Source organism: Pseudideonella sakaiensis (assembly GCF_048320135.1).
GTDB lineage: Bacteria > Pseudomonadota > Gammaproteobacteria > Burkholderiales > Burkholderiaceae_C > Ideonella_A > Ideonella_A sakaiensis_A.
In genome coordinates this window covers 484,643-507,756 of the sequence record NZ_CP182947.1, presented here as the reverse complement: position 1 = coordinate 507,756, position 23,114 = coordinate 484,643, and the positions used below count along the sequence as shown (strand labels likewise).

Genomic DNA, 23,114 nt, shown 5'->3' with positions numbered 1-23,114 from the left:
CGCGCGAGGCGCCGAAACTCCTCCCCTGTAGCGGATCTGATCTGCGCACGATGCTCGAGAAATTGCTGGCCGGTTATTCCCCGCAGGAGGGGCGCTACGACGAGCTGCTTGACGAGCATGGCAAGCCGCGCCAGCAGTGGGAAACCTTCATCGGCTCGCTGCTCGGCCGTGAAGGCGCGGAGGTCGGAGAAACACTGTCGCTGATGGAGCGGGAGATCCATGCCAGCGGCATCACCTACAACGTCTATGCCGACCCGAAGGGCAGCGACCGGCCGTGGGAAGTCGATCCGCTGCCGCTGCTGCTGTCGGAGGCCGAATGGCAGCAGATCGAGGAAGGCATTGCGCAGCGCGCCGAACTGCTGAACCTCGTGCTGGCCGATATTTATGGGCCGCAGAAGCTGCTGTCCGATGGCCAGATTCCGCCGCCGGTGGTATTCGGCCACAGCGGATTTCTGCACCAGGCCCAGCATGCGCGGCCGCCGGGCGGCATTCACCTGTTCCACTATGCGGCCGATCTCGCGCGCTCACCGGATGGCAAGTGGTGGGTGGTCGGCGACCGCACGCAGGCGCCGTCCGGCGCCGGTTATGCGCTGGAGAACCGGCTGATCGTCTCGCGTGTCTTTCCGCAGATGTTCCACGATCTGCACGTGCAGCATCTGGCGAGCTTCTTCGACGCCTGGCGCGAATCGCTGCTGCGCTGGGCGCCAAAAGGAGATGGCTCGCCGCTGGTCGTCGTGCTGACGCCGGGTCCCTACAACGAGACCTATTTCGAACACGCGCTGCTTGCCCGCTACCTCGGCTTTCCGCTGGTCGAAGGCGGCGACCTGACGGTGCGCGACGGCCGGGTCTGGATGAAGACGGTCGAGGGGCTGAAGCGCGTGCACGCGATGCTGCGGCGGCAGGACGACAATTTCTGTGACCCGCTCGAATTGCGCAGCGACTCGGCGCTCGGCGTGCCCGGTCTGACCGAATGCGCGCGCCGCGGCAGTGTGCTGATCTGCAATGCACTGGGCGCCGGCGTGATCGAATCGAGCGCCTTGCTCGCCTACCTGCCAGCGCTCAGCAGGACGTTGCTCGACGAACCGTTGAAGCTGCCGTCGGTCGCGACCTGGTGGCTCGGCGAAGAGGCCGCTCTTGCCGAGGCCTGGGATCGGCTCGACCGGCTGATCATCAAGCCGCTCGACCGCGCGCTGCCGGAACCGGCGCTGTTCGGCGCCGACCTCGATGCGGCCGCGCGCAAGGCATTGTGGGCGCGCATCAAGCGGCGGCCGTCGCGTTATGTCGCCCAGGAATGGGTGAGGGTGTCGCAGGCTCCGGTGCTCGAACGCGACCATGGCGATCGCGGCGAGCTGGTCAGCGCGCGCACCGTCGGCCTGCGCGTCTTTGCGGTCGCGACGCCGGACGGCTACCGCGTGATGCCGGGCGGGCTCGCGCGGGTCGCCGGCGACGGTGACTCGCGGGTCATCGCGATGCAGCGCGGAGGGCGATCGAAGGACACCTGGGTGCTGTCGGAGACCCCGGTCAATGCATCGTTCAGCCTGCTGACGACGACCGTCAAGCCAGACGATCTGATCAGCCCGACCGCCAACCTGCCGTCGCGCGGTGCAGAAAACCTGTACTGGTATGGCAGGTACGGAGAGCGCTGCGATGCAACGGCCCGGCTGCTGCGGGTCAATATCGCCGGCGTGCTCGACGAGCAGGCCGAGCAGGCGATCGAGGCGACGCCGGCGGCACTGCTGGCCGATCGTTTCGGATTGATCGATTGCGACGACGAGCAGATCGGACTGCAGTTGCTGCGCGCCGCGACCCATCCGCAGGAGGGGCTGAGCATGCAGCTGAGCCAGTTGCTGCGTTGCGCATTCAACCTGCGCGACCGCATGTCGGCCGACAACTGGCGCAGCCTGAACCAGCTGGTCGACGACCCGATCTTCACCCGCGGCCTCAATTCACCGCTCGGCCTGCCGCTGGCGATGGTCTGGCTCGACAAGGCGGTGACCTCGATGATGACGCTGTCCGGCTTCGCGCTCGACGGCATGACGCGTGGCCTCGGCTGGCGCTTCCTGTCGATCGGCCGGCGCGTCGAACGGCTGTCGACCTTGTGCGCAGTGCTGCAGGTGGCCATCAACGAGGGGCGCACCCAGCGGCTCGACTGGCTGCTGGCCTTGAATGATTCGACCGTCACCTACCGCTCGCGCTACCTGGTCGCACCCGAATGGCTGCCGGTGCTCGATCTGCTGCTGCGTGACGCGGCCAATCCGCGATCGATCGGCTTCCAGCTGAAGGGCCTGCATGAATATGTGCTGAAGCTCGAATCGCGCCATGGCCCGTTCGCCGGCGTCGAGCTGACTGCTGCGGTCGAGGCGCTGCGCGGTTTCGACGTCCGCGACCTCGATCCGGAAAGCGAGGCGCTGGCGAATCTGCTCGGCCAGCTGCAGCGCTGTGCGCGAGCGGTGTCCGACGAGCTGAGCCTGAAATTCTTCTCGCACGCGAGCTCGCGCAGCATGTTGTCGCTTGCCGCATGAGCGCCGCCGCAACGCCTTCGATTGCCCGCGCCGTCGCGTCCTACCGCGTCGAGCACGAGACCCACTACACCTATACCGCACCGGTTTCGCAGTCCTGGCAGATTGCCCGGCTGACGCCGCGCGAATTGCCCTGGCAGCGCGTGCTGTCGCACGAACTGCTGATCGAGCCCGAGCCCGACGAACAGCAGCACTCGCTCGACAGTTTCGGCAATACGGTGCACCACTTCGGTCTGCAGACGGCACACCGCATCCTGCGCGTTTCCATGAGCTCCGATGTGCTCGTCAGCGACAGGCCGTCGCCCGCGGTTTCAGGCCTGCGCTGGGAACAGGTCCGCGATGCAGCCGGCGCCGCAGGCGGCAGTGACGGCCTGCTGCCGGCACGCATGAGCGAGGCGACGGTGTTGCTGCCGCTGTCGAAGCAGGCGCGGCGGTACTCTGCGCCGCTGCTTGCTGCCGGCCGTGGCTGGTTCGAAGCGGTGCACGAGCTGATGCACAGTATCCACCGCGATTTCGAGTTCGATCCGGAGGCGACGACCGTCAGCACCAAGGTCGAGGAAGTGCTCGAGCACCGGCGCGGCGTCTGCCAGGATTTTGCGCACCTGATGCTCGCCTGCCTGCGCAGCCATGGGCTGCCGGCGCGGTATGTCTCGGGTTATCTGCTGACCGATCCGCCGCCTGGCCAGCCGCGGCTGATGGGCGCCGATGCGACCCATGCCTGGGTTGCGGCCTGGTCGCCGGCCCACGGCTGGGTCGAGTTCGATCCGACCAACGATCAGTGCGCCGACGCCCGCTACATCACGCTGGCCTGGGGCGCCGATTTTGCCGATGTGGTGCCACTGCGCGGCGTGATCCTTGGCGGCGGCGAGCAGCAGATGTCGATTTCGGTCAGCGTCATCCCGCAGGACTGACGCCGACCGGCCGGCCTGTCGGCGGCTACTTGCTGGCTGCCGGCGCCGGCGTCACGACGACCACCGCGGGCGTGACGATCGTCGTCGATGTCATCGTTGACGATGAGCCGTGCATCGCGGTTGCGGCCGGCAACGGCAGCAGCGGCACGATCAGCAACGCGACGATGTTGATGATCTTGATCAGCGGATTGACCGCCGGGCCAGCGGTGTCCTTGTACGGGTCGCCGACGGTATCGCCGGTGACCGCAGCCTTGTGCGCTTCGCTGCCCTTGCCGCCGTGGTTGCCGTCCTCGATATATTTCTTTGCGTTGTCCCAGGCGCCGCCGCCGGTGCACATCGAGATCGCGACGAACAGGCCGGTCACGATCGTGCCCATCAGCAGTCCGCCAAGCGCGGCCGGACCGAGCAGCAGACCGACCAGGATCGGTACCACCACCGGCAGCAGGCTGGGGATGATCATCTCCTTGATCGCCGCGGTCGTCAGCATGTCGACCGCGCGGCCGTACTCGGGCTTGGCCGTGCCTTCCATGATGCCCTTGATCTCGCGAAACTGGCGACGCACCTCGACGACGACGCTGCCGGCCGCGCGGCCGACCGCTTCCATCGCCATCGCGCCGAACAGGTAGGGAATCAGGCCGCCGATGAACAGGCCGACGATCACCCGCGGATCGCTCAGGTCGAAGCTGATGTGCATGCCCCGGCCTTCGAGCGAGTGGGTGTAGTCGGCAAACAGCACCAGTGCGGCCAGGCCGGCCGAGCCGATCGCATAACCCTTGGTCACCGCCTTCGTCGTGTTGCCGACCGCATCGAGCGGATCGGTGATGTCGCGCACGCTCGCCGGCAGATCCGACATCTCGGCGATGCCGCCGGCGTTGTCGGTGATCGGGCCGTAGGCATCGAGTGCGACGACGATGCCGGCCATGCTGAGCATTGCCGTTGCGGCGATCGCGATGCCGTACAGGCCGGCGAGCTGGAAGGCGGTCAGGATCGACGCGCAGACGAACAGCACCGGCCACGCGGTCGAGCGCATCGACACGCCGAGGCCGGCGATGATGTTGGTGCCGTGGCCGGTTGTCGAGGCTTCGGCGATGTGCTTGACCGGCTTGAAATTGGTGCCGGTGTAGTACTCGGTGATCCAGACCAGCGCCGCGGTCAGCGCCAGGCCGACTGCGCCGGCAGCCCACAGCCGCAGGTGCGTGCCGGCGCCGAGTGCGTCGTCGGGCATCACCAGCACCGTGATGAAGTAGAAGCCGATCAGCGAAATGCCGCCGGCAATCGCCAGGCCCTTGTACAGCGCCGGCATCACGTTGCGCATGCCGGGCGAGGCCTTGACCGCGCTGCAGCCGATGATCGACGCGATGATCGAGAAGCCGCCGAGCACCAGCGGATAGATCACTGCCGCCATCGGCGCGCCGACGACGACGATTGCACCGAGCGCCATCGTCGCGATCAGCGTCACCGCATAGGTCTCGAACAGGTCGGCGGCCATGCCGGCGCAGTCGCCGACGTTGTCACCGACGTTGTCGGCGATCACCGCCGGGTTGCGCGGGTCGTCTTCCGGAATGCCGGCCTCGACCTTGCCGACCAGATCGGCGCCGACGTCGGCCCCCTTCGTGAAGATGCCGCCGCCGAGCCGCGCGAAGATCGAGATCAGCGACGAGCCGAAGGCCAGACCGAGCAGCGGCCTGAGCAGATCCGACAGGCTCTGGTCCGGCGTCAGGTTGCCGTTGCCGATCAGGAACCAGAAGAAGATGCCGACACCGAGCAGCCCGAGTCCGACCACCAGCATGCCGGTGATCGCGCCACCCTTGAACGCGACATTCAGCGCCGGGCCGATGCCGTGGGTGGCCGCCTGCGCGGTGCGCACGTTGGCAGCGACCGAGACATTCATGCCGATGAAGCCGCAGGCGCCCGACAGTACCGCGCCGATCGCGAATCCGACCGCGGTTGCGCCGTCGAGAAAGATCGCGATCAGGATCACCAGCACCACGCCGACCATCGCGATGGTCTGGTACTGGCGCCGAAGATAGGCCGCTGCGCCCTCCCTGATCGCCGCGGCGATTTCCTGCATCCGGGCGTTGCCGGTGCTCTGCCTCATGATCCAGCGGCGCTGGAAGAACCCGTACAGGACTGCGGCAAGACCGCAGGCGAGGGCGAACAAGAGCGCCACGTTCGTGGACATCATAGGGGGAGCTTCCTTCCTCGGTGGTTTGATGGTCCGGGTCGGCCCTGCGCAGGCGTCCCGGCCGGTTCGAAACTGCGCGGATGCTACGGGATGGCCGTGCCGATGGCAACGCGGGTGGCATGGTGTTTTCCATGGTCGGCAACGCTTTTCCGGCCGCAGCGCGTCAGGGGCTTGCAAGACGCAGCGCTTAAACTTGCCGCTTTCCTTGTTCGCTACCCACCATGAGCCTGCACAACGTCACGCCCGGCAAGAAATGCCCGGACGAATTCAATGTGATCATCGAGATTCCGATGAATGCCGACCCGATCAAGTACGAGGTCGACAAGGAAAGCGGCGCGATGTTCGTCGATCGCTTCATGACGACGGCAATGCACTATCCGTGCAACTACGGCTACATCCCGCAGACGCTGGCCGACGACGGCGATCCGGTCGACGTGTTGGTGATCACGCCGTGGGCGCTGACGCCGGGTGTCGTCGTGACCTGCCGGCCGATCGGCGTGCTGATGATGGAAGACGAGGCCGGCAACGATGCCAAGCTGCTGGCGGTGCCGATCGACAAGATCCTGCCGATCTATACCCACTGGCAGAAGCCGGAGGACATCAACCAGATGCGGCTGAAGGCGATCCAGCACTTCTTCGAGCACTACAAGGACCTCGAGCAGGGCAAATGGGTCAAGGTGCAGGGCTGGGAAGGTCCGGACCGTGCGCGTTCCGAGGTCGTCGCCGGCGTCGATGCATACAAGGCGTCGAAGCAGGGCTGAGCTTCCGCGGCGGCGCGCCGCATCCGATCGAACTTATCGGCGCGCCCGGGGTCTGCCCCAGCTGATCTTCATCCAGTGTGAACCATGGTCCCGATGCTGCTGCGCCTTTTCTGCCTGACCTTCTCGCTGCTCGCCGGCGGTGCTGCTTTCGCCAAGCCGCCGACGTCGATCCCGATCCCGCAGGGCTCAGGCATCACCCATGTGACCTCGGTCGAGGGCATCGACGAATACCGGCTACCGAACGGGCTGCAGGTGCTGCTCGTTCCCGACGACTCGAAACCGACGACGACCGTCAACCTGACCTACAACGTCGGCTCTCGCCACGAGGGATATGGCGAGACCGGCATGGCCCACCTGCTCGAGCACCTGCTGTTCAAGGGCTCGCCGAAATACCCGCAGGTCTGGTCGGAGTTCACGAAGCGCGGCCTGGCCGCCAACGGCAGCACCTGGCTCGACCGCACGAATTACTTCGCGCAGTTCTCGGCCAACGACGACAACCTGCGCTGGTACCTGAACTGGCAGGCCGATGCGATGGTCAACAGCCACATCGCGCGCAAGGATCTCGACAGCGAGATGACGGTGGTGCGCAACGAGATGGAAAGCGGCGAGAACAATCCCGGCCGCATCCTGTTCCAGCGCACGCTGTCGGCGATGTATGAGTGGCACAACTACGGCAAGAGCACGATCGGCGCGCGCAGCGATGTCGAGAATGTCGACATCCCGCGGCTGAAGGCCTTCTACCGCCGCTACTACCAGCCGGACAACGCGACGCTGATCATCTCGGGCAAGTTTCCGCGCGCGACCATCATGCGCTGGATCAATGAATCGTTCGGCCAACTGAAAAAACCAGCGCGCGAACTGCCGAAGCTCTATACGCTGGAACCCGCCCAGGATGGCGAACGCGAAGTCATTCTGCGCCGCGTCGGCGGCGTGCCGCTGATCTACGCCGGCTACCACGTGCCGCCGGGTCCGCATCCGGATTTTGCCGCGATCGAGGTGCTCGATCTGGTGATGGGCGATACGCCGTCGGGCCGGCTGCACAAGGCGCTGGTCGAAAAGAAGCTGGCCGCCAGCACCTTTGCCTTCTCGGCCGGCCTGGCCGATCCCGGCTTTGCGATCTACGGCGCCCAGCTGGCGCCCGAACAGGACATCGAGGCGGCGCGCGCGGCGATGATCAAGACGCTCGAATCGGTGGTCTCTGAACCGTTCACTCAAGAGGAGCTGGACAGGGCACGGACCAACTGGCTGAACGGCTGGGAGCGGGCCTTCACCGATCCGCAGGTGATCGGCGTGTCGCTCAGCGAGGCGGTGGCGCAGGGCGACTGGCGGCTTTTCTTCCTGACCCGCGACCGCGTGCAGGCGCTGAAACTGGCCGATCTGCAACGGGTGGCCGAGCAGACGCTGCTGCCGTCGAACCGCACGCTGGCGCAATACCGGCCGACCGAGCAGCCGAAACGTGCGCCGACGCCGGCGCGCGTCGACCTTGCGAAGGCAATGAGCGATTTCAAGCCGAAGGCCGCCGCCGAGCGGGTCGAGGTGTTCGAAGCCTCGCCGGCCAATATCGACAAGCGCACGCAGCGCTTCCAGGTCGGCGGCATCGATGCCGCGGTATTGCCGAAGGGCACCCGGGGCGAGGCGGTGCAGGCGCTGCTGACGCTGCGCTTCGGCGATGAAAAATCGCTGTTCGGCAAAGGCGAGGTGGCCGACATGCTGGCCGCACTGATCGACAAGGGCAGCAGCCGGCTGAACCGCCAGCAGGTGCAGGACCGGCTCAGCGAACTGAAAACCGAGATGTCGGTCGGCAGCGGTGATGGCCGTGTCACGGTGCGGCTGGTGTCGCGCCGCGAGCACCTGCCGGCGGCGATCGCGCTGGTGGCCGAATTGCTGCGCGATCCGGCGCTGCCGGCGGACGCGCTCGAGGAAATCCGCCGCCGGACCTTGTCGGCGATCGAGGAGCAACGCAAGGAGCCGCGCGCGGTGCTGGCCAATGCGCTGGCCCGCCACGGCAATCCGTACCCGCGCGGTGACCCGCGTTATGCGCGCACCTTCGACGAGATCGTCGCCGATGTCTCCGCGGTGACGGTTGAGCAATTGCGGGAGTTCCACAAGCGCTTCTACAGCGCTCGCAAGGGTGAATTTGCCGCGGTTGGCGATCTCGACGTTGCGGCGGTGCGCGAGGCGCTGCGCGCCGGTTTCGCCGACTGGACGTCGGGCGCCGACTACACGCGGATCCCGCGGCCGCTGGTTGACCGGCCTGCCGAACGCATGCTGCTGAATACGCCGGACAAGCAGAATGCCAACATGGCGGTGCAGCTTGGCTTGCCGATATCGGACACCCATCCCGACCACGTGGCGCTGATGATGGCGAACCATTTGCTTGGCGCCGGCGGCAATTCCCGGCTGTGGAAGCGGATCCGCGAGACCGACGGGCTGTCCTACGACGTGCGCAGCGGTGTCGCCTGGGGTTCGCTCGACAAGCGTTCCGACTGGATGGCCAGCGCGATCTTTGCACCGCAGAACCGGGCCAAGGTCGAAGCCGCCTTCCGCGAGGAACTGGAACGCGCGCTGAAGGAGGGTTTCACCGCTGCCGAACTGCAGGAGGGCCAGCGCGGCTTGCTCAGCTTCCGGCAGCTGAGCCGGGCCCAGGACGGCTGGCTGACCTCGGCGCTGGCCAACCACGTCTACCTGGACAGGACGTTTGCGCGCGACGCCGAAATCGATGCGGCGCTCGCCAAACTGACGCTCGAGCAGGTCAACGCAGCGCTGCGCAAATATATCCGTCCGGATCAATTCGTCAGCGGCTTTGCCGGCGACTTCAAAGAGACCAAGTGAGGCCGCGCGCCGCGAGCTCAGTTTTTGAACGGCCGGCGCTCGTTCAGTTCGTCGATGTAGCCGGCGATGCCGGCGCCTTCACGCTCGAGAAAATCACCAACGGCGCGGGCGAACTGCGGATGGGCGAGCCAGTGCGCCGAGTGCGTCAGCACCGGCAGCAGGCCACGCGCCATCTTGTGTTCGCCCTGCGCGCCGCCTTCGAAGCGGCGATAGCCGTTCGCGATGCACCAGGCAAGTGGCTGGTAATAACAGGCCTCGAAGTGCAGGCAGGGTACGTGTTCGATCGCGCCCCAGTAGCGGCCATAGGCGACGCGTTGCTGTGGATCGATCGCGACCAGTGAGCTGGCGATCCGCTCCCCTTCCCGCCAGGCGGTGAACAGCAGCCAGTTTTCCGCCATCGTCTTGGCGACGCGGGCAAAAAAGTCGCGCGACAGATACGGCGTCGAATGGTGGGCGCGGTAGGTCAGCGTGTAGCAGTGGTGGAAGAAGTCCCAGTCGGCGTCACCGATCTCGTCCCCGACCTGACAGCGCAGGCTGACGCCCGCGTCGCCGACGCGGCGCCGTTCCTGCGCAATCTTCTTGCGCTTGTCGCGCTGCAGGCTGGCCAGAAATGCCGCGAAGTCGGCATAGGCGGGATCGCGGTTCTGCCAGTGGAACTGCACCGTGTTGCGCAGCATCCAGCCAGTCGGCGCGGCCGCCGCGACGACGCAACGTTCGCGCTCGTCGTTGAACAGCGAATGGACCGACGACAGGCCGGCGTCGCTGGCCAACCTGACCATCGCCTGCAGCAGCAGCGAGCGGGCGCCGTCATCGCGCGCCAGCAGCCGGCTGCCGGGCACCGGCGTGAACGGCACCGCATTCAGCAGCTTCGGGTAATAGTCGAGGCCATGGCGGTGGTAGGCATCGGCCCATGCCCAGTCGAACACATATTCGCCGTATGAATGGTCTTTCAGGTACAACGGGCAGGCAGCAACGAGTTCGCCGTCCTCCTCGACGCTGAGGAATTGCGGCAGCCAGCCGGTGGCCTCGCTGGCGCAGCCGCTGGCATGCAGCGCGGCAAGGTATTCGTGGCGCATGAATGGCGTCGGCGCGGCCTGGGCGGCGAGCAACTGATTCCAGCGCTGGGCGTCGATATCGGAGGGGTCCGCATGGACGTGGATGACATAATCTTTCGACCTCGATAAGGGCTGCATGTGTGCGCGCAATCTGCTGCTGAGGGTGGCCATCGCAAGGCGGCGGCGCCGGATTGCCGCACGAGGCCTGCCTGAACACGAATTTTTGCGCGTTGTCGGCGGACGCGACGCGCTGGCCGCAATAACCTTCGGTTTCGGCTGCCGCGCCGGTGGCGGCCGGCTGCGGCGGTGTCGACAGGAGCAACAAGCTTGAGCCAGGACCATCCGTTTTTCAACCTGCACAACCACGATTTTGTTCGCGTCGCGGTTGGCGTGCCGCGTTGCCGCGTCGCCGATCCGCAATTCAATGCCGAACAGACGCGGCAACTGCTCGCCGAAGCCGCCGCGCGCGGCGCGAGCATCGTGGCCTTCCCGGAGCTCGGGCTCAGCGCCTATACCTGCGACGACCTGTTCCATCAGCGCAGCCTGCTCGATGCCTGCCTGGCCGGCTTGTCGACCATCGTCGAGGCGTCGCGCACACTGTCGTGCATCGCGATCGTCGGCCTGCCGCTGCGCGTCGATCACCGGCTGTTCAACTGCGCGGTGGCCGTGCTGCGCGGCCAGATCCTCGGTGTCGTGCCGAAGACCTATTTGCCGAACTACGGCGAGTTCTACGAGGCGCGCCAGTTCAATTCTGCTGACGACGCCTTGTCGACCGAGATCGAGCTGCTCGGCCAGCATGTCGCATTCGGCCCGAAGCTGCTGTTCACCGCGTCCGACATGCCGTTTCTGAACCTGCATGTCGAACTGTGCGAAGACCTGTGGGTGCCGATTCCGCCGTCGTGTTTTGCGGCGCTGGCCGGCGCCACCGTGCTGGTCAATCTGTCGGCGTCGAACATCACGGTCGGCAAGTCGGGCTACCGCCACCAGCTCGTCGGCCAGCAGTCGGCGCGCTGCCTCGCCGCCTACCTTTATTCGTCGGCAGGATCCGGTGAGTCGAGCACCGACCTGGCCTGGGACGGGCAGGCGCTGATCTACGAAAACGGCGAGATGCTCGCCGAGTCGGAACGTTTTTCCGAGGCATCGCACCTGGTGACTGGCGATGTCGACCTCGAGCGCGTATCGCGCGAACGGATGCGCCAGACCAGCTTCGGCCAGTCGGTGCGCCGCCACGCCGGCGAGCTGCAGGGATTCCGCAACATCGCGTTCCGGTTGAACCCGCCACGCGAGCAGGCAATGCCGCTCGAGCGTTCGGTCGCGCGTTTTCCGTATGTGCCGGCAGACCGCAGCCGCCGCGACGAGCGCTGCGCGGAGGTCTACAACATCCAGGTCCAGGCGCTGGTGCAGCGGCTGCAGACGAGCGGCGTTCGCAAGCTGGTGATCGGCATTTCAGGCGGGCTCGATTCGACCCATGCACTGCTGGTCTGCGCGAAGGCGGTGGACCGGATGGGCTGGTCGCGCAGCGACATCCTCGGCTTCACGATGCCGGGTTTTGCAACCAGTGAGCGAACCCTCGACCAGGCGCGGCGGCTGATGGCGGCGGTCGGCTGCACGGCGGCCGAGATCGATATCCGGCCGAGTTGCGAGCAGATGTTCCGCGATATCGGCCATCCGTTTGCCGACGGCCAGCCGCAGTACGACGTCACGTTCGAGAATGTGCAGGCAGGCGAGCGCACCAGCCATCTGTTCCGGCTCGCCAACCACCACCGCGGGCTGGTGGTCGGCACCGGCGATCTGAGCGAGTTGGCACTGGGCTGGTGCACCTATGGCGTTGGCGACCACATGTCGCACTACAACGTCAACGCCAGCGTGCCGAAGACGCTGATCCAGCACCTGGTGCGCTGGGTCGCCGAGACCGACCAGATCGGCAGTCACGCCCATGATGTATTGCTCGGCATCCTCGATACCGAGATCAGCCCCGAACTGGTGCCTGGCGCTACCGCCGAAAAGCCCGGCCAGCGCACCGAAGCGGTGATCGGCCCCTACGAGCTGCAGGATTTCAACCTGTACTACACGATCCGTTTCGGCTTTGCGCCGGCCAAGCTCGCTTTCCTGTCGCTGAGCGCATGGGGCGATCGCAATCGTGGTGCCTGGCCCGACGAGGAACACGTCGCGCGCAACGAATATGCGCTGCCGGCGATCAAGGACACGCTGCGCATCTTCCTCGGCCGCTTCTTCAAGGGCAGCCAGTTCAAGCGCAGCTGCATGCCGAATGCGCCGAAAGTCGGCAGCGGCGGCTCGTTGTCGCCGCGCGGCGACTGGCGGGCGCCGAGCGACTCGGAATCGGTCGTCTGGCTTGCCGACCTCGATCGCATTCCGGACTGACCGACCGACTTCCGACGGGTTTTTGCTCTGCCGGCAGCGGCATGGCAAGCCCGTCGCGGCGCGGCCCGCGTGGCTGCTTGCCTTAAACTAAGGATTGTCCGGCTTCAAGGAGTTCCGCCATGAAACAGATAACCGCGATCATCAAACCATTCAAGCTGGAGGAGGTGCGCGAAGGGCTTGCCGAAGTTGGCGTGACCGGCTTGACGGTGGTCGAGGTGAAGGGTTTCGGGCGTCAGAAAGGCCATACCGAGCTGTACCGCGGCGCCGAATATGTCGTCGACTTCCTGCCGAAGGTGAAGGTCGAGGTCGTCGTCAAGGACAGCGACGTCGAGCGCTGCATCGAGTCGATCGTCCGTGCAGCCAAGACCGGCAAGATCGGTGACGGCAAGATCTTCGTCACCAACATCGAACAGGTCGTTCGCATCCGCACCGGCGAACTCGACGAAGACGCCATCTGAGGCGTCGCCACCATCGCGCCGGCGCAGCTCAGATCCGACGGTAGTCGTCCGGCGCGTCGGCGTTTGCCGCCAGCCGGTGCAGAAGCTGCAACAGCTCGCCGGGCTTGTCGCCGACCTGCAGCAGTTCGCGCTGCCCCGGGTGGACGAAGCCGCTGCTCTCGCTGTGATCGAGGAAAGCCAGCAGCTGATCGTAGTAGCCGGCGACATTGAGCATGCCGACCGGCTTGTCGTGATATCCGAGCTGGCGCCAGGTCCAGACCTCGAACAACTCCTCGAAGGTTCCGATACCTCCGGGCAATGCGATGAAGGCATCGGCCGCCTCGGCCATCGCCTGCTTGCGCTGGTGCATTGTCGCGACGACCTGCAGTTCGGTCAGCCCGGTATGGGCCACTTCGCGATCGACCAGCGAATGCGGAATCACGCCGAGCGCCTGCCCGCCGGCGGCCAGCGTGGCATCGGCGACGATGCCCATCAGTCCGGCGCGCGAGCCGCCGTAGACGAGGCGCCAGCCACGTTCACCGATGCGTTGCCCAAGTTCGGCGGCAGCGGCCGCGAAGGCCGGCAGCGCGCCGGGGCGCGAGCCGCAATAGACGCAGACCGAAAACGCGGCCTCAGCCGGCGGCGGGGAAGAATTGCCCGGGGTCGATGCGGTCATGCGAAACGCTGCCAGATCGCCGCCGCCCAGATGCCGCCGCACAGCAGCAGCGACAACATCACGGCGGCGCTGCCGTAATCCTTCGCCCGTTTCGACAACTCATGCCATTCGAATGACACGCGGTCGATCGCCGCTTCGATGGCCGAGTTGAGCAGTTCGACGATGAGCACCAGCCAGACCGAGCCGGCGAGCAGCGCGACCTCGACCCAGTTGCGCCCGATCAGCATCGCCAGCGGCAGCATCGCAAAGGCGAGCCAGACTTCCTGGCGGAATGCATTTTCCGCGGCAAAGGCGGTGCGCAGCCCGGCCATCGAGTAACCGGTGGCGCTGACGATGCGATCGATGCCGGTCCGGCCTTTGTAGGGATTGCTCATCAGGCACCATTGTGCCGTGGCGCACCGGCCAGGCGCTCAACGTCGATCCGGCGGCCGCGCGTCGACCAGACAGGTGCCGCAAATGGCATCGTGGAAAAACTGGCGCTGCGGGTGCAGTCGGGCGAGCAGGGCATAGGCGACGACACCCGCGAGGATGATCGCGAAGCTGACACCGGGGCCGCGCAGACCCGACAGCCACAAGCCGAGCAACGCCGGCATGAACCACAGGTAGCTCAGCACATAACGCGCCAAGGCGCGCAACTGGCTGATCGGTGCGCCGGCACGGTCGACCAGGCGGATGTGCCAGGCGCGCATTGCGACCGTCTGCCGACCGTCGGACCAGAACCAGACGAAATAGATGCCGAGCACGAGAAAGAGAAAGGCCATCAGGCCATGGCGGCCGAGCAGCGCGTGGCGTTGCTGGGTCAGCGTGCCGAACAGGTAGGCGGCGATCATCAGCACGCCGAACAGCAGCACGCCTTCATAGATGAAACAGGCCATCCGGCGCCAGACCCCCGGCGTCGTGGGCGGCGACGGCGGGACGGCTGGAGGGCGTGGTTCGGGGCTGGTCGGTGCCATCGTCATGGACGCGGCACCGGATCGGCGTGTTCGTCATCGCCGATCGGGGCGGTTGCCGCACCCTGCGGCCCGCGCTTCGGCAGCAGCGTGGATCTGTCGACGAAGCTCGGCGATGCGGCGATTTTCGGCAGACCGGTCTGCTGATGCGGCGGCGGCGCAGGCGGCTTGGTCACCAGCGTCGTCGACGCACCGGGCCCGGCTTTCAGCGTCATCGGCGCGATTGCCTTCGGCTGGGCGGCGAAATTCGGATTCGGCACCAGGTTGGATTTGGGAGCCGGCTGCTCGAGACCGCGATCGCCACGGCGCGGGTCGGCCGGGCGTGCCTTGCCCTCGACCGGCGGCGTCGGAACCGCCGCCCGCGCGGCAAACTGCTTTTTCTGGTCGGTTGGCAAGGCCTGGTAGTCGTCCCAGCTCTTTTCTCGATCTTCGGTGCCGGTGCGCTGGGCCTGCAGGAAGCGCAGCCTCGCCTGTCCGCGCTCGGCTGGCGACATGCGCGCCCAGTCCGCCATCCGGGACTGGATTCGCTGCTGCTGCTCCGCACTCATTGTCGGCAGGCGGTGTGCCATCTCGACCCACTTCAGCTTCTGCTGGGACGACATCTGCGGCCAGTCGCCCTCGAGCGGTGCCAGCAGTTTGCGAGCCGCCGGGCTCAGGCTGCTCCAGGCAACGCCACCGTCATCGGCCTGGGCGACGCGGGTCGTCTGCGCGGAGCGCTCCGTGCCGGCGCCCGCTGCCGCGGCTGGAGAAGCAGCGGCTGCCAGCAACGCCAGCACCAGCAGCGTCGGGAGAAATGTATGCATCGTGGTCGGCGTCACCGCGGCGATCGGTCGCGGAGGCTTCAATTGCGCGGCGCCTTCAAGTATTCGACGAATCCCGCATCGCGGTAAGCGGCCGGCGGCAGGTCACCGCCGAGCAAGGCGGCATCGATATCGGCGGCGACTTCGATCTGCGTCTGGCCATGCTGATACTGGATCAGGAACAGGCCGCCGACCAGCATCACCAGCGGAACGATCGACAACCAGCGCAGCCAGCGTGGCCCGTCGCCGCCGAACAGGCTCAGTGCCTGGCCGAGACGGACGCTGCCGGCCACGGCAGGCGCGGTGGCGTGGCGTTGCCGCTGCTGCAAGGCCTGCTGGCGGGCAAAGCGCAGGCGTGTCTGGACGTCGGGCGCCAGGCACTCGCTCTGTTCGTTCAATATGGCGGCAATGCGAAGTCCGAAACGGGCTTCGGCGATGTCTGCCGCGACGATGGCTGCGGAGTCGGATGAGCGGGGATTCACAGCGTGATACCTCGAAGTTTCAGGGCCTTTGCCAGTGCATGGACGGCGCGGGAGCAATGGGTCTTGACACTGCCTTCTGAACAGCCCATCACCGCAGCCGTCTCGGCAACGTCGAGTTCCTCCCAATAACGTAACAAGAATGCCTCGCGTTGACGCCCTGGCAGCTGTTCGACCTCCGAATCGATCAGAACCATGATCTGCCCGCGCGAGACGGTGTCGTCAGCGCCTTCCTGGACCGAATGGTGTTCGCTCGATTCAAGCGCCTCGAGGATATTGAAGTCGCCGTCGGCGTCAACGCCGTCGAAGTCGGAAAAGTTCCGGAACAGCGCATTGCGTACCTTCTGTCGGCGGAACCAGTCCATCGTCGCATTCGACAGGATGCGCTGGAAGACGAGCGGCAACTCGGCGGCGGGCCGGTCGGCGTAGCTGGTCGTCAGGCGGATCATTGCGTCCTGCACGATATCGAGGGCGGCATCGTCGTTGCGCACCGCGTAGCTCGCACGTTTGAAGGCCCGCTTCTCGACGCTCTTCAGAAAATCGGCTAATTCTTTGTCGGATGCCAAAGGGAAATGCCTTGCACAGGCGGTGTTGCAGGCGGCGCGCGATTATCGCATCGCGCGCCGCGTTCCACGGATGGCGCCGATGCGAGGGCGCAACCGGTGCGATAATCTCGGGTTGCACAACAGTCAGGCCAGACGAGCAGCCATCCGACCTGGATGCTGAACGCTGGCACCCGGCACCGGAACCGCCTCACGAGGGCGTGCAAAGGTGCACCAATGGTTTTTCGTCAGAGAAATTCACAAAGGTTCAACATGGACATGTCTGCCGCGGAAATCCGGCGCGCCACTGCGACGCCTCCGCACGATTCTTCCGAAGAGATCAACGGTTCCGAAATCCTCGTCCGCTGCCTGCAGGCCGAGGGTGTCAAATTCCTCTGGGGCTACCCCGGCGGCGCCGTCCTCTATATCTATGACGCGTTGTACAAGCAACAGACGATCGAGCATGTGCTGGTACGCCATGAGCAGGCTGCGGTACATGCCGCTGATGGCTATGCGCGTGCCACCGGCGAGGTCGGTGTCGCGCTGGTGACCTCGGGCCCGGGTGTCACCAATGCCGTGACCGGCATCGCGACCGCCTACATGGACTCGATCCCGATGGTGATCGTCACCGGCCAGGTGCCGACCGCGGCGATCGGTCTCGATGCCTTCCAGGAGTGCGACACCGTCGGCATCACCCGACCGATCGTCAAGCACAATTTTCTGGTCAAGGATGTGCGGCAACTGGCGCCGACGCTGAAGAAGGCCTTCCACATCGCGCGCAGCGGACGGCCCGGACCGGTGGTCGTCGACATTCCGAAGGATGTCTCGCTCAGCAAGGCGGTGTTCGACTACCCGGCCAGCGTCGAGATGCGTTCGTACAACCCGGTCCGCAAGGGCCATGGCGGGCAGATCCGCAAGTCGGTGCAACTGCTGCTGAATGCGAAGCGGCCCTACATCTATTCGGGTGGCGGCGTCGTGCTGGCCAATGCGGCAGCCGAACTGCGCGAACTGGTCGACCTGCTCGGCTTCCCGTGCACCAATACGCTGATGGGACTCGGCGCGATTGCCGCGAGCGAACCGAAATTCCTCGGCATGCTCGGCATGCATGGCACCTACGAAGCCAACATGACGATGCAGAACTGCGACGTGCTGCTCGCGGTCGGTGCCCGATTCGACGACCGTGTGATCGGCAATCCGAAGCATTTCGCGGCGGTCGAGCGCAAGATCATCCATGTCGACATCGACCCGTCGTCGATCTCGAAGCGCGTCAAGGTCGACATCCCGATCGTCGGCGACGTGAAGGACGTATTGCAGGAATTGATCGCGCAGATCAAGGAATGCCGCGAGAGGCCCGATGCCGATGCAATGGGGACTTGGTGGAGCCAGATCGACGAGTGGCGCAAGCGCGACTGCCTGCAGTACCGCAACAGCACCGAGGTGATCAAGCCGCAGTATGTGATCGAGAAGCTGTGGGAGCTGACGAAGGACCGCGACACCTACATCACGTCCGATGTCGGCCAGCACCAGATGTGGGCCGCGCAGTACTACCGCTTCGCCGAGCCGCGGCGCTGGATCAATTCGGGCGGTCTCGGCACGATGGGCGTCGGCCTGCCGTATGCGATGGGCATCAAGCTCGCGAAGCCGGATTCCGACGTCTTCTGCGTGACCGGCGAGGGCTCGATCCAGATGTGCATCCAGGAGCTGTCGACCTGCCTGCAATACAACACGCCGGTCAAGGTGGTGTCGCTGAACAACCGCTACCTCGGCATGGTGCGTCAGTGGCAGCAGATCGACTATGGCGGCCGCTATTCACACAGCTACATGGACGCCTTGCCCGACTTCGTCAAGCTCGCCGAGGCCTATGGCCACGTCGGGCTGAAGATCGAGCATCCGTCCGATGTCGAAGGCGCGCTGCGCGAAGCGATCCGGTTGAAGGACCGCACGGTGTTCCTCGACGTGCGTACCGATCCGACAGAAAACGTCTGGCCGATGGTCAAGGCCGGCAAGGGCATCAGCGAAATGCTGCTCGGTTCCGAAGACCTCTGACCTGGTGCACACCGTCGCAGCGCCCGGCGTTACCGCGCCGGGGGGTGTGGCGGTGGAATCCAGGTTGGAACTTCGGGTGGTTTTTCCCCAATCTTTGAAACCGCGTGGCCAAGGGCGTCCGGTTACCGCCGGCCGTCTGAAGAGCGCGCATAGGAATCATGAAACACATCATTGCATTGCTGCTCGAGAACGAGGCAGGAGCCTTGTCGCGCGTCGTCGGGCTGTTTTCGGCACGCGGCTACAACATCGAGAGCCTGACCGTCGCGCCGACCGAGGATGCCTCGCTGTCGCGGATGACGATCGTCACTTCCGGCTCCGACGAGGTGATCGAGCAGATCACCAAGCACCTGAACCGGCTGATCGAGGTCGTCAAGGTCGTCGACCTGACCGAAGGCTCGTACACCGAACGTGAACTGATGCTGATCAAGGTCAGGGCCGTCGGCAAGGAGCGCGACGAAATGAAGCGCATGTGCGACATCTTCCGCGGTCGCATCATCGACGTGACCGAAAAGAGCTACACGATGGAGCTGACCGGCGACTCGGCCAAGCTCGATGCATTCATCGTCGCGATCGATCGCGCCGCGATCTTGGAGACCGTGCGCACCGGTGCCAGCGGCATCGGCCGCGGCGAACGCATTCTCAGGATCTGACCCACCCCCGTAGCGCCTTCGGCGCACCCCCTCAAGGGGGCGTCGCTGGCGGACCGGCGAAACCGGATCCGCGGCGCCACTTGATCCCACCCCCACCACGCAGTTTTTTTCGGAGAGAACCATGAAAGTTTATTACGACAAGGACGCCGACCTGAGCCTGATCAAGGGCAAGAATGTCGCGATCATCGGCTACGGCTCCCAAGGCCACGCGCATGCGCAGAACCTCAACGACAGCGGCGTCAAGGTCACCGTCGGCCTGCGTCGCAGCGGCGCCAGCTGGAGCAAGGTCGAGAAGGCCGGCCTGAAGGTTGCCGAGGTTGCCGAGGCGGTGAAGTCCGCCGACGTCGTGATGATCCTGCTGCCCGATGAGCAGATTGCCAGCGTCTACCAGAATGATGTCGAGCCGAACATCCGCGAGGGCGCCTCGCTGGCGTTTGCACACGGCTTCAACGTCCACTATGGCCAGGTGGTGCCGCGCGCCGACCTCGACGTCTGGATGGTCGCCCCGAAGGCGCCGGGCCATACCGTGCGCAACACCTATACGCAGGGTGGCGGCGTGCCGCACCTGATCGCGGTGCACGCCGACAAGTCCGGCAAGGCGCGTGATCTCGCACTGAGCTATGCGGCGGCCAATGGCGGCGGCAAGGCCGGCATCATCGAGACCAATTTCCGCGAGGAGACCGAGACTGACCTGTTCGGCGAGCAAGCCGTGTTGTGCGGCGGTACCGTCGAGCTGATCAAGGCCGGCTTCGAGACGCTGGTCGAGGCAGGTTACGCGCCGGAAATGGCCTATTTCGAGTGCCTGCACGAGCTGAAGCTGATCGTCGACCTGATCTACGAAGGCGGCATCGCGAACATGAACTACTCGATCTCGAACAACGCCGAGTACGGCGAGTACGTGACCGGCCCGCGGATCATCAACGACGAGTCGAAGAAGGTGATGCGCGACGTGTTGCGCGACATCCAGACCGGCGAGTACGCCAAGAGCTTCATTCTCGAGAACCGCGCCGGCGCACCGACGCTGATGTCGCGTCGCCGCCTGAACGGCGAGCACGATATCGAGGTGGTCGGAGAGAAGTTGCGGGCGATGATGCCGTGGATCAAGGCCAACAAGCTGGTCGACAAGAGCAAGAACTGAGCGTGCCTTGAACGGCAGCCTCGCGCCTGCATGCGCGAGGCCGCAGATGGGGTTCGGCAGGCCGCCTTCGGGCGGCCTTTTTCATTGTCAGTGCCGCCGAACCCCTGATGTATGCTTTGCGCCCATGAATGCAAACTCGCCGGACGATCCGCCGGCCCGCCCGCGCCGCAAGGGCATCTACATCCTGCCCAACCTGATCACGCTGGGTGCGTTGTTCGGTGGCTTCTACGCCATCGTGATGGCAATGAACGGGCGCTTCGAGCTGGCGGCCATCGGCGTCTTCAGTGCAATGGTGCTCGACAGCCTCGACGGACGAGTAGCCCGCCTGACCAATACGCAGAGCACCTTCGGCGAGCAGATGGACAGCCTGTCCGACATGGTCTCGTTCGGCGCCGCGCCCGGGCTGATCGTTTACGAGTGGGCGCTGAAAGGCCTGGGCAAACTCGGCTGGGTAGCCGCCTTCGTCTACTGCGCCTGTGCAGCACTGCGTCTCGCGCGCTTCAACACCAACATCACGATTGTCGACAAACGCTTTTTCCAGGGCCTGCCGAGCCCCGCCGCGGCGGCGTTGGTGATGGGCTTCGTCTGGGTATTCGACGACCACGGTCTGCATGGTGCACACGCCGGCATGTGGCTGGTCTGGCTGGCCTTTGCGATGACCTTGTACGCCGGCCTGACGATGGTCACCAATGTGCCGTTCTACAGCTTCAAGGACCTGAGTCCGAAGCGCTCGGTGCCATTTGTCGTGATCGTCGCAGTGGCGCTGGCGATCGCGCTGATCAATGTCCACCCGCCGCTGGTCTTGTTTGCAATCTTCTGCATCTATGGTTTTTCCGGTTATGCGGTGTATGGCTGGCGGCGCGCGAAAGGCCGCCCGGTCAGCGTGATCGCCACCTCGACCGATGAGCCCGACGAAGCGGGGCTGCACCGGTGATCAGCAGACCGGTGCACGCTGCCAGCCGATGCGTGCTAACATTTCACGCATGAACTTCGTCAGCGCGATCCTGCTACCCCTTCTGCTAGAGGTGCCTCGGGCTCGCTGATCGTTCACGTCTTTCGTTTTCGTTCCGATGGCCCGCTTGCAGTTGCAGCGGGCTTTTTTGTTTTGTGCCTCACCCGGAGAGTTACATGAGCAATGGCAACAAGTTGGTCATATTCGACACCACCTTGCGCGACGGCGAGCAATCGCCCGGCGCATCGATGACCAAGGACGAGAAGCTGCGGATTGCCCGCCAACTCGAGCGGCTGAAGGTCGACGTGATCGAGGCCGGTTTTGCCGCTTCGTCGAATGGTGACTTTGAAGCGGTCAGGGCCATCGCGCAGGCGATCAAGGACAGCACGGTGTGCTCGCTCGCCCGTGCCAATGACCGGGATATTTCTCGTGCCGCCGAGGCGCTGGAGGGCGGGCAATCGACCCGCATCCACCTGTTCCTCGCAACCAGCCCGCTGCACATGGAAAAGAAGCTGCGGATGACGCCCGACCAGGTCTATGAACAGGCGCGGCTGTCGACGCGTTTTGCGCGCAACCTGAGCGGCGATGTCGAGTTCTCGCCGGAAGACGGTTATCGCTCGGAGCCGGATTTTCTGTGCCGGGTGCTCGAGCAGGTGATCAAGGAAGGTGCGACGACGATCAATATCCCGGACACCGTCGGTTACGCGGTGCCGGAGCTGTACGGCAATTTCATCCGCGACCTGCGTGAACGCATCCCGAATTCGGACAAGGCGATCTGGTCGGTGCATTGCCACAACGACCTCGGCATGGCGGTCGCGAACTCGCTGGCCGGTGTGATGATCGGTGGCGCGCGCCAGGTCGAGTGCACGATCAACGGGCTTGGCGAACGCGCTGGCAATTGCTCGCTCGAGGAAGTCGTGATGGCAGTGCGCACGCGACGCGACTATTTCAATCTCGATCTCGGCATCGACATCTCGCACATCGTGCCGGCTTCGCGGATGGTCTCGCAGACCACCGGCTTCGTCGTCCAGCCGAACAAGGCGGTCGTCGGCGCCAATGCGTTTGCCCATGCCTCCGGCATTCACCAGGACGGCGTGCTGAAAGCGCGCGACACCTATGAAATCATGCGTGCCGAGGATGTCGGCTGGAGTGCGAACAAGATCGTCCTCGGCAAGCTCAGTGGCCGCAATGCATTCAAGCAGCGGTTGCAGGAACTCGGCATCGATCTCGAGTCCGAGGCCGACATCAACGCAGCCTTCGCCCGCTTCAAGGACCTGGCCGACCGGAAAAGCGAAATCTTTGACGAGGACATCACCGCACTGGTGATGGACGAGGCAGCCGCGACTGGCGACGACCATTACCAGCTGGTTTCGCTGGCCCAGCATTCATCGACCGGCGGGCGGCCGCATGCGAAGGTGGTGTTCACCGCCAACGGCGTTGAGCAGCAGGCGGAAAGCGACGGCAACGGACCGGTCGACGCCGTGCTGAAGGCAATCGAATCACTGGCCAAGAGTGGCGCGGAAATGCTGCTCTATTCGGTCAATGCGATCACTTCGGGCAGCACAGAATCGCAGGGAGAGGTGACAGTGCGCCTGCAGCTGGGTGGCCGGATCGTCAACGGCGTCGGTTCCGATCCCGACATCGTGATTGCATCGGCGAAGGCCTATCTCGCGGCACTGACCAAACTGCACAGCAAGACCGAACGTGTACCTGCCCAGGGTTTCCTGTAACAATTTAATTGGCTCTGGCATTCACTTTAGGAAGGACCGGTAAGGTTTTGATCTTGCGTGCGTTTTGCT

At 65.1% G+C, this 23,114-nt stretch carries 19 protein-coding genes; 11 read left to right on the top strand and 8 right to left on the bottom strand.

The features are described 5' to 3' along the window. Positions 1–50: 50 nt before the first annotated feature. Both ACNH6H_RS02245 and ACNH6H_RS02240 read left to right on the top strand, forming a co-directional pair. Positions 51–2,522 carry a circularly permuted type 2 ATP-grasp protein gene (locus tag ACNH6H_RS02245; protein WP_418315264.1) on the top strand — a complete coding sequence of 824 codons (2,472 nt, stop codon included), beginning with the start codon at positions 51–53 and terminating at the stop codon, positions 2,520–2,522. Continuing rightward, complete coding sequence (locus tag ACNH6H_RS02240; RefSeq protein WP_418315263.1) at positions 2,519–3,430, top strand: transglutaminase family protein; 912 nt, start codon at positions 2,519–2,521, stop codon at positions 3,428–3,430. The genes ACNH6H_RS02245 and ACNH6H_RS02240 overlap by 4 nt, the downstream gene beginning before the upstream one ends. A 25-nt stretch (positions 3,431–3,455) precedes the next feature. Here ACNH6H_RS02240 and ACNH6H_RS02235 read toward each other — a convergent pair whose 3' ends face one another. Continuing rightward, positions 3,456–5,612: a sodium-translocating pyrophosphatase gene (locus ACNH6H_RS02235; protein ID WP_418315261.1), complete on the bottom strand. Its 2,157-nt coding sequence runs from the start codon at positions 5,610–5,612 to the stop codon at positions 3,456–3,458. Between the two features lie 224 nt (positions 5,613–5,836). On the opposite strand from ACNH6H_RS02235, the gene ppa reads away from it, so the two are divergent. Together ppa and ACNH6H_RS02225 are read left to right on the top strand one after the other, a co-directional pair. Beyond that, positions 5,837–6,376, top strand: coding sequence for an inorganic diphosphatase (gene ppa, locus ACNH6H_RS02230; RefSeq protein ID WP_418315259.1), 540 nt, complete (start codon positions 5,837–5,839; stop codon positions 6,374–6,376). Between the two features lie 93 nt (positions 6,377–6,469). Further along, positions 6,470–9,208: a M16 family metallopeptidase gene (locus tag ACNH6H_RS02225; RefSeq protein WP_418315257.1), complete on the top strand. Its 2,739-nt coding sequence runs from the start codon at positions 6,470–6,472 to the stop codon at positions 9,206–9,208. Positions 9,209–9,225: 17 nt separating this feature from the next. Here the strand turns inward: ACNH6H_RS02225 and ACNH6H_RS02220 are convergent, their stop codons facing one another. Beyond that, on the bottom strand, positions 9,226–10,401 hold the full coding sequence (locus ACNH6H_RS02220) for a GNAT family N-acetyltransferase (RefSeq protein WP_418315256.1): 1,176 nt from the start codon (positions 10,399–10,401) through the stop codon (positions 9,226–9,228). 189 nt (positions 10,402–10,590) lie between these two features. Here ACNH6H_RS02220 and ACNH6H_RS02215 point away from each other — a divergent pair, with 189 nt between their 5' ends. Both ACNH6H_RS02215 and ACNH6H_RS02210 read left to right on the top strand, forming a co-directional pair. Further along, the gene (locus tag ACNH6H_RS02215; protein ID WP_418315254.1) at positions 10,591–12,645 is read left to right on the top strand and encodes an NAD(+) synthase; all 2,055 of its coding nucleotides are present in this window, start codon (positions 10,591–10,593) and stop codon (positions 12,643–12,645) included. Positions 12,646–12,764: 119 nt separating this feature from the next. Next, a complete protein-coding gene (locus ACNH6H_RS02210) occupies positions 12,765–13,103 on the top strand; it encodes a P-II family nitrogen regulator (protein ID WP_418315252.1) in 339 nt (112 codons plus the stop codon). A gap of 28 nt (positions 13,104–13,131) precedes the next feature. Here the strand turns inward: ACNH6H_RS02210 and ACNH6H_RS02205 are convergent, their stop codons facing one another. From ACNH6H_RS02205 to ACNH6H_RS02180, 6 genes are read right to left on the bottom strand one after another with little or no spacing between them, the layout of a single operon-like run. Beyond that, the gene (locus ACNH6H_RS02205) at positions 13,132–13,758 is read right to left on the bottom strand and encodes a TIGR00730 family Rossman fold protein (protein WP_418315251.1); all 627 of its coding nucleotides are present in this window, start codon (positions 13,756–13,758) and stop codon (positions 13,132–13,134) included. Further along, positions 13,755–14,132 (bottom strand): diacylglycerol kinase, encoded by a 378-nt coding sequence (locus tag ACNH6H_RS02200; protein WP_418315249.1) that lies wholly within the window; start codon positions 14,130–14,132, stop codon positions 13,755–13,757. Before ACNH6H_RS02200 ends, ACNH6H_RS02205 begins: the two co-directional genes overlap by 4 nt. A gap of 36 nt (positions 14,133–14,168) precedes the next feature. Then, positions 14,169–14,711 (bottom strand): RDD family protein, encoded by a 543-nt coding sequence (locus ACNH6H_RS02195; protein WP_418315247.1) that lies wholly within the window; start codon positions 14,709–14,711, stop codon positions 14,169–14,171. Positions 14,712–14,713: 2 nt separating this feature from the next. Then, positions 14,714–15,511: a DUF3106 domain-containing protein gene (locus ACNH6H_RS02190; RefSeq protein ID WP_418315245.1), complete on the bottom strand. Its 798-nt coding sequence runs from the start codon at positions 15,509–15,511 to the stop codon at positions 14,714–14,716. Positions 15,512–15,549: 38 nt separating this feature from the next. Further along, positions 15,550–15,990: a DUF3619 family protein gene (locus ACNH6H_RS02185; RefSeq protein WP_418315243.1), complete on the bottom strand. Its 441-nt coding sequence runs from the start codon at positions 15,988–15,990 to the stop codon at positions 15,550–15,552. Then, positions 15,987–16,553: an RNA polymerase sigma factor gene (locus tag ACNH6H_RS02180; RefSeq protein WP_418315241.1), complete on the bottom strand. Its 567-nt coding sequence runs from the start codon at positions 16,551–16,553 to the stop codon at positions 15,987–15,989. Before ACNH6H_RS02180 ends, ACNH6H_RS02185 begins: the two co-directional genes overlap by 4 nt. A 249-nt stretch (positions 16,554–16,802) precedes the next feature. On the opposite strand from ACNH6H_RS02180, the gene ACNH6H_RS02175 reads away from it, so the two are divergent. The 5 genes from ACNH6H_RS02175 (at position 16,803) to ACNH6H_RS02155 (ending at position 23,045) form a co-directional block, all read left to right on the top strand. Continuing rightward, complete coding sequence (locus tag ACNH6H_RS02175) at positions 16,803–18,575, top strand: acetolactate synthase 3 catalytic subunit (RefSeq protein WP_418315239.1); 1,773 nt, start codon at positions 16,803–16,805, stop codon at positions 18,573–18,575. Positions 18,576–18,733: 158 nt separating this feature from the next. Then, positions 18,734–19,225 carry an acetolactate synthase small subunit gene (ilvN, locus tag ACNH6H_RS02170; RefSeq protein WP_418315237.1) on the top strand — a complete coding sequence of 164 codons (492 nt, stop codon included), beginning with the start codon at positions 18,734–18,736 and terminating at the stop codon, positions 19,223–19,225. A gap of 121 nt (positions 19,226–19,346) precedes the next feature. Further along, positions 19,347–20,363: a ketol-acid reductoisomerase gene (ilvC, locus tag ACNH6H_RS02165; protein WP_418315235.1), complete on the top strand. Its 1,017-nt coding sequence runs from the start codon at positions 19,347–19,349 to the stop codon at positions 20,361–20,363. Positions 20,364–20,487: 124 nt separating this feature from the next. Continuing rightward, entirely contained in the window at positions 20,488–21,297 is an 810-nt protein-coding gene (pssA, locus tag ACNH6H_RS02160; RefSeq protein WP_418315233.1) for a CDP-diacylglycerol--serine O-phosphatidyltransferase, read from the top strand. 194 nt (positions 21,298–21,491) lie between these two features. After that, on the top strand, positions 21,492–23,045 hold the full coding sequence (locus tag ACNH6H_RS02155) for a 2-isopropylmalate synthase (RefSeq protein WP_418315232.1): 1,554 nt from the start codon (positions 21,492–21,494) through the stop codon (positions 23,043–23,045). Positions 23,046–23,114: the final 69 nt, after the last annotated feature.

Coding starts and splice junctions, on each gene's coding strand:
- ACNH6H_RS02245 (WP_418315264.1), top strand. CDS start 51: ATGCTCGAGAAATTGCTGGCCGGTTATTCCCCGCAGGAGGGGCGCTAC.
- ACNH6H_RS02240 (WP_418315263.1), top strand. CDS start 2,519: ATGAGCGCCGCCGCAACGCCTTCGATTGCCCGCGCCGTCGCGTCCTAC.
- ACNH6H_RS02235 (WP_418315261.1), bottom strand. CDS start 5,612: ATGTCCACGAACGTGGCGCTCTTGTTCGCCCTCGCCTGCGGTCTTGCC.
- ppa (WP_418315259.1), top strand. CDS start 5,837: ATGAGCCTGCACAACGTCACGCCCGGCAAGAAATGCCCGGACGAATTC.
- ACNH6H_RS02225 (WP_418315257.1), top strand. CDS start 6,470: ATGCTGCTGCGCCTTTTCTGCCTGACCTTCTCGCTGCTCGCCGGCGGT.
- ACNH6H_RS02220 (WP_418315256.1), bottom strand. CDS start 10,401: ATGCAGCCCTTATCGAGGTCGAAAGATTATGTCATCCACGTCCATGCG.
- ACNH6H_RS02210 (WP_418315252.1), top strand. CDS start 12,765: ATGAAACAGATAACCGCGATCATCAAACCATTCAAGCTGGAGGAGGTG.
- ACNH6H_RS02205 (WP_418315251.1), bottom strand. CDS start 13,758: ATGACCGCATCGACCCCGGGCAATTCTTCCCCGCCGCCGGCTGAGGCC.
- ACNH6H_RS02200 (WP_418315249.1), bottom strand. CDS start 14,132: ATGAGCAATCCCTACAAAGGCCGGACCGGCATCGATCGCATCGTCAGC.
- ACNH6H_RS02195 (WP_418315247.1), bottom strand. CDS start 14,711: ATGGCACCGACCAGCCCCGAACCACGCCCTCCAGCCGTCCCGCCGTCG.
- ACNH6H_RS02190 (WP_418315245.1), bottom strand. CDS start 15,511: ATGCATACATTTCTCCCGACGCTGCTGGTGCTGGCGTTGCTGGCAGCC.
- ACNH6H_RS02175 (WP_418315239.1), top strand. CDS start 16,803: ATGGACATGTCTGCCGCGGAAATCCGGCGCGCCACTGCGACGCCTCCG.
- ilvN (WP_418315237.1), top strand. CDS start 18,734: ATGAAACACATCATTGCATTGCTGCTCGAGAACGAGGCAGGAGCCTTG.
- ilvC (WP_418315235.1), top strand. CDS start 19,347: ATGAAAGTTTATTACGACAAGGACGCCGACCTGAGCCTGATCAAGGGC.
- pssA (WP_418315233.1), top strand. CDS start 20,488: ATGAATGCAAACTCGCCGGACGATCCGCCGGCCCGCCCGCGCCGCAAG.
- ACNH6H_RS02155 (WP_418315232.1), top strand. CDS start 21,492: ATGAGCAATGGCAACAAGTTGGTCATATTCGACACCACCTTGCGCGAC.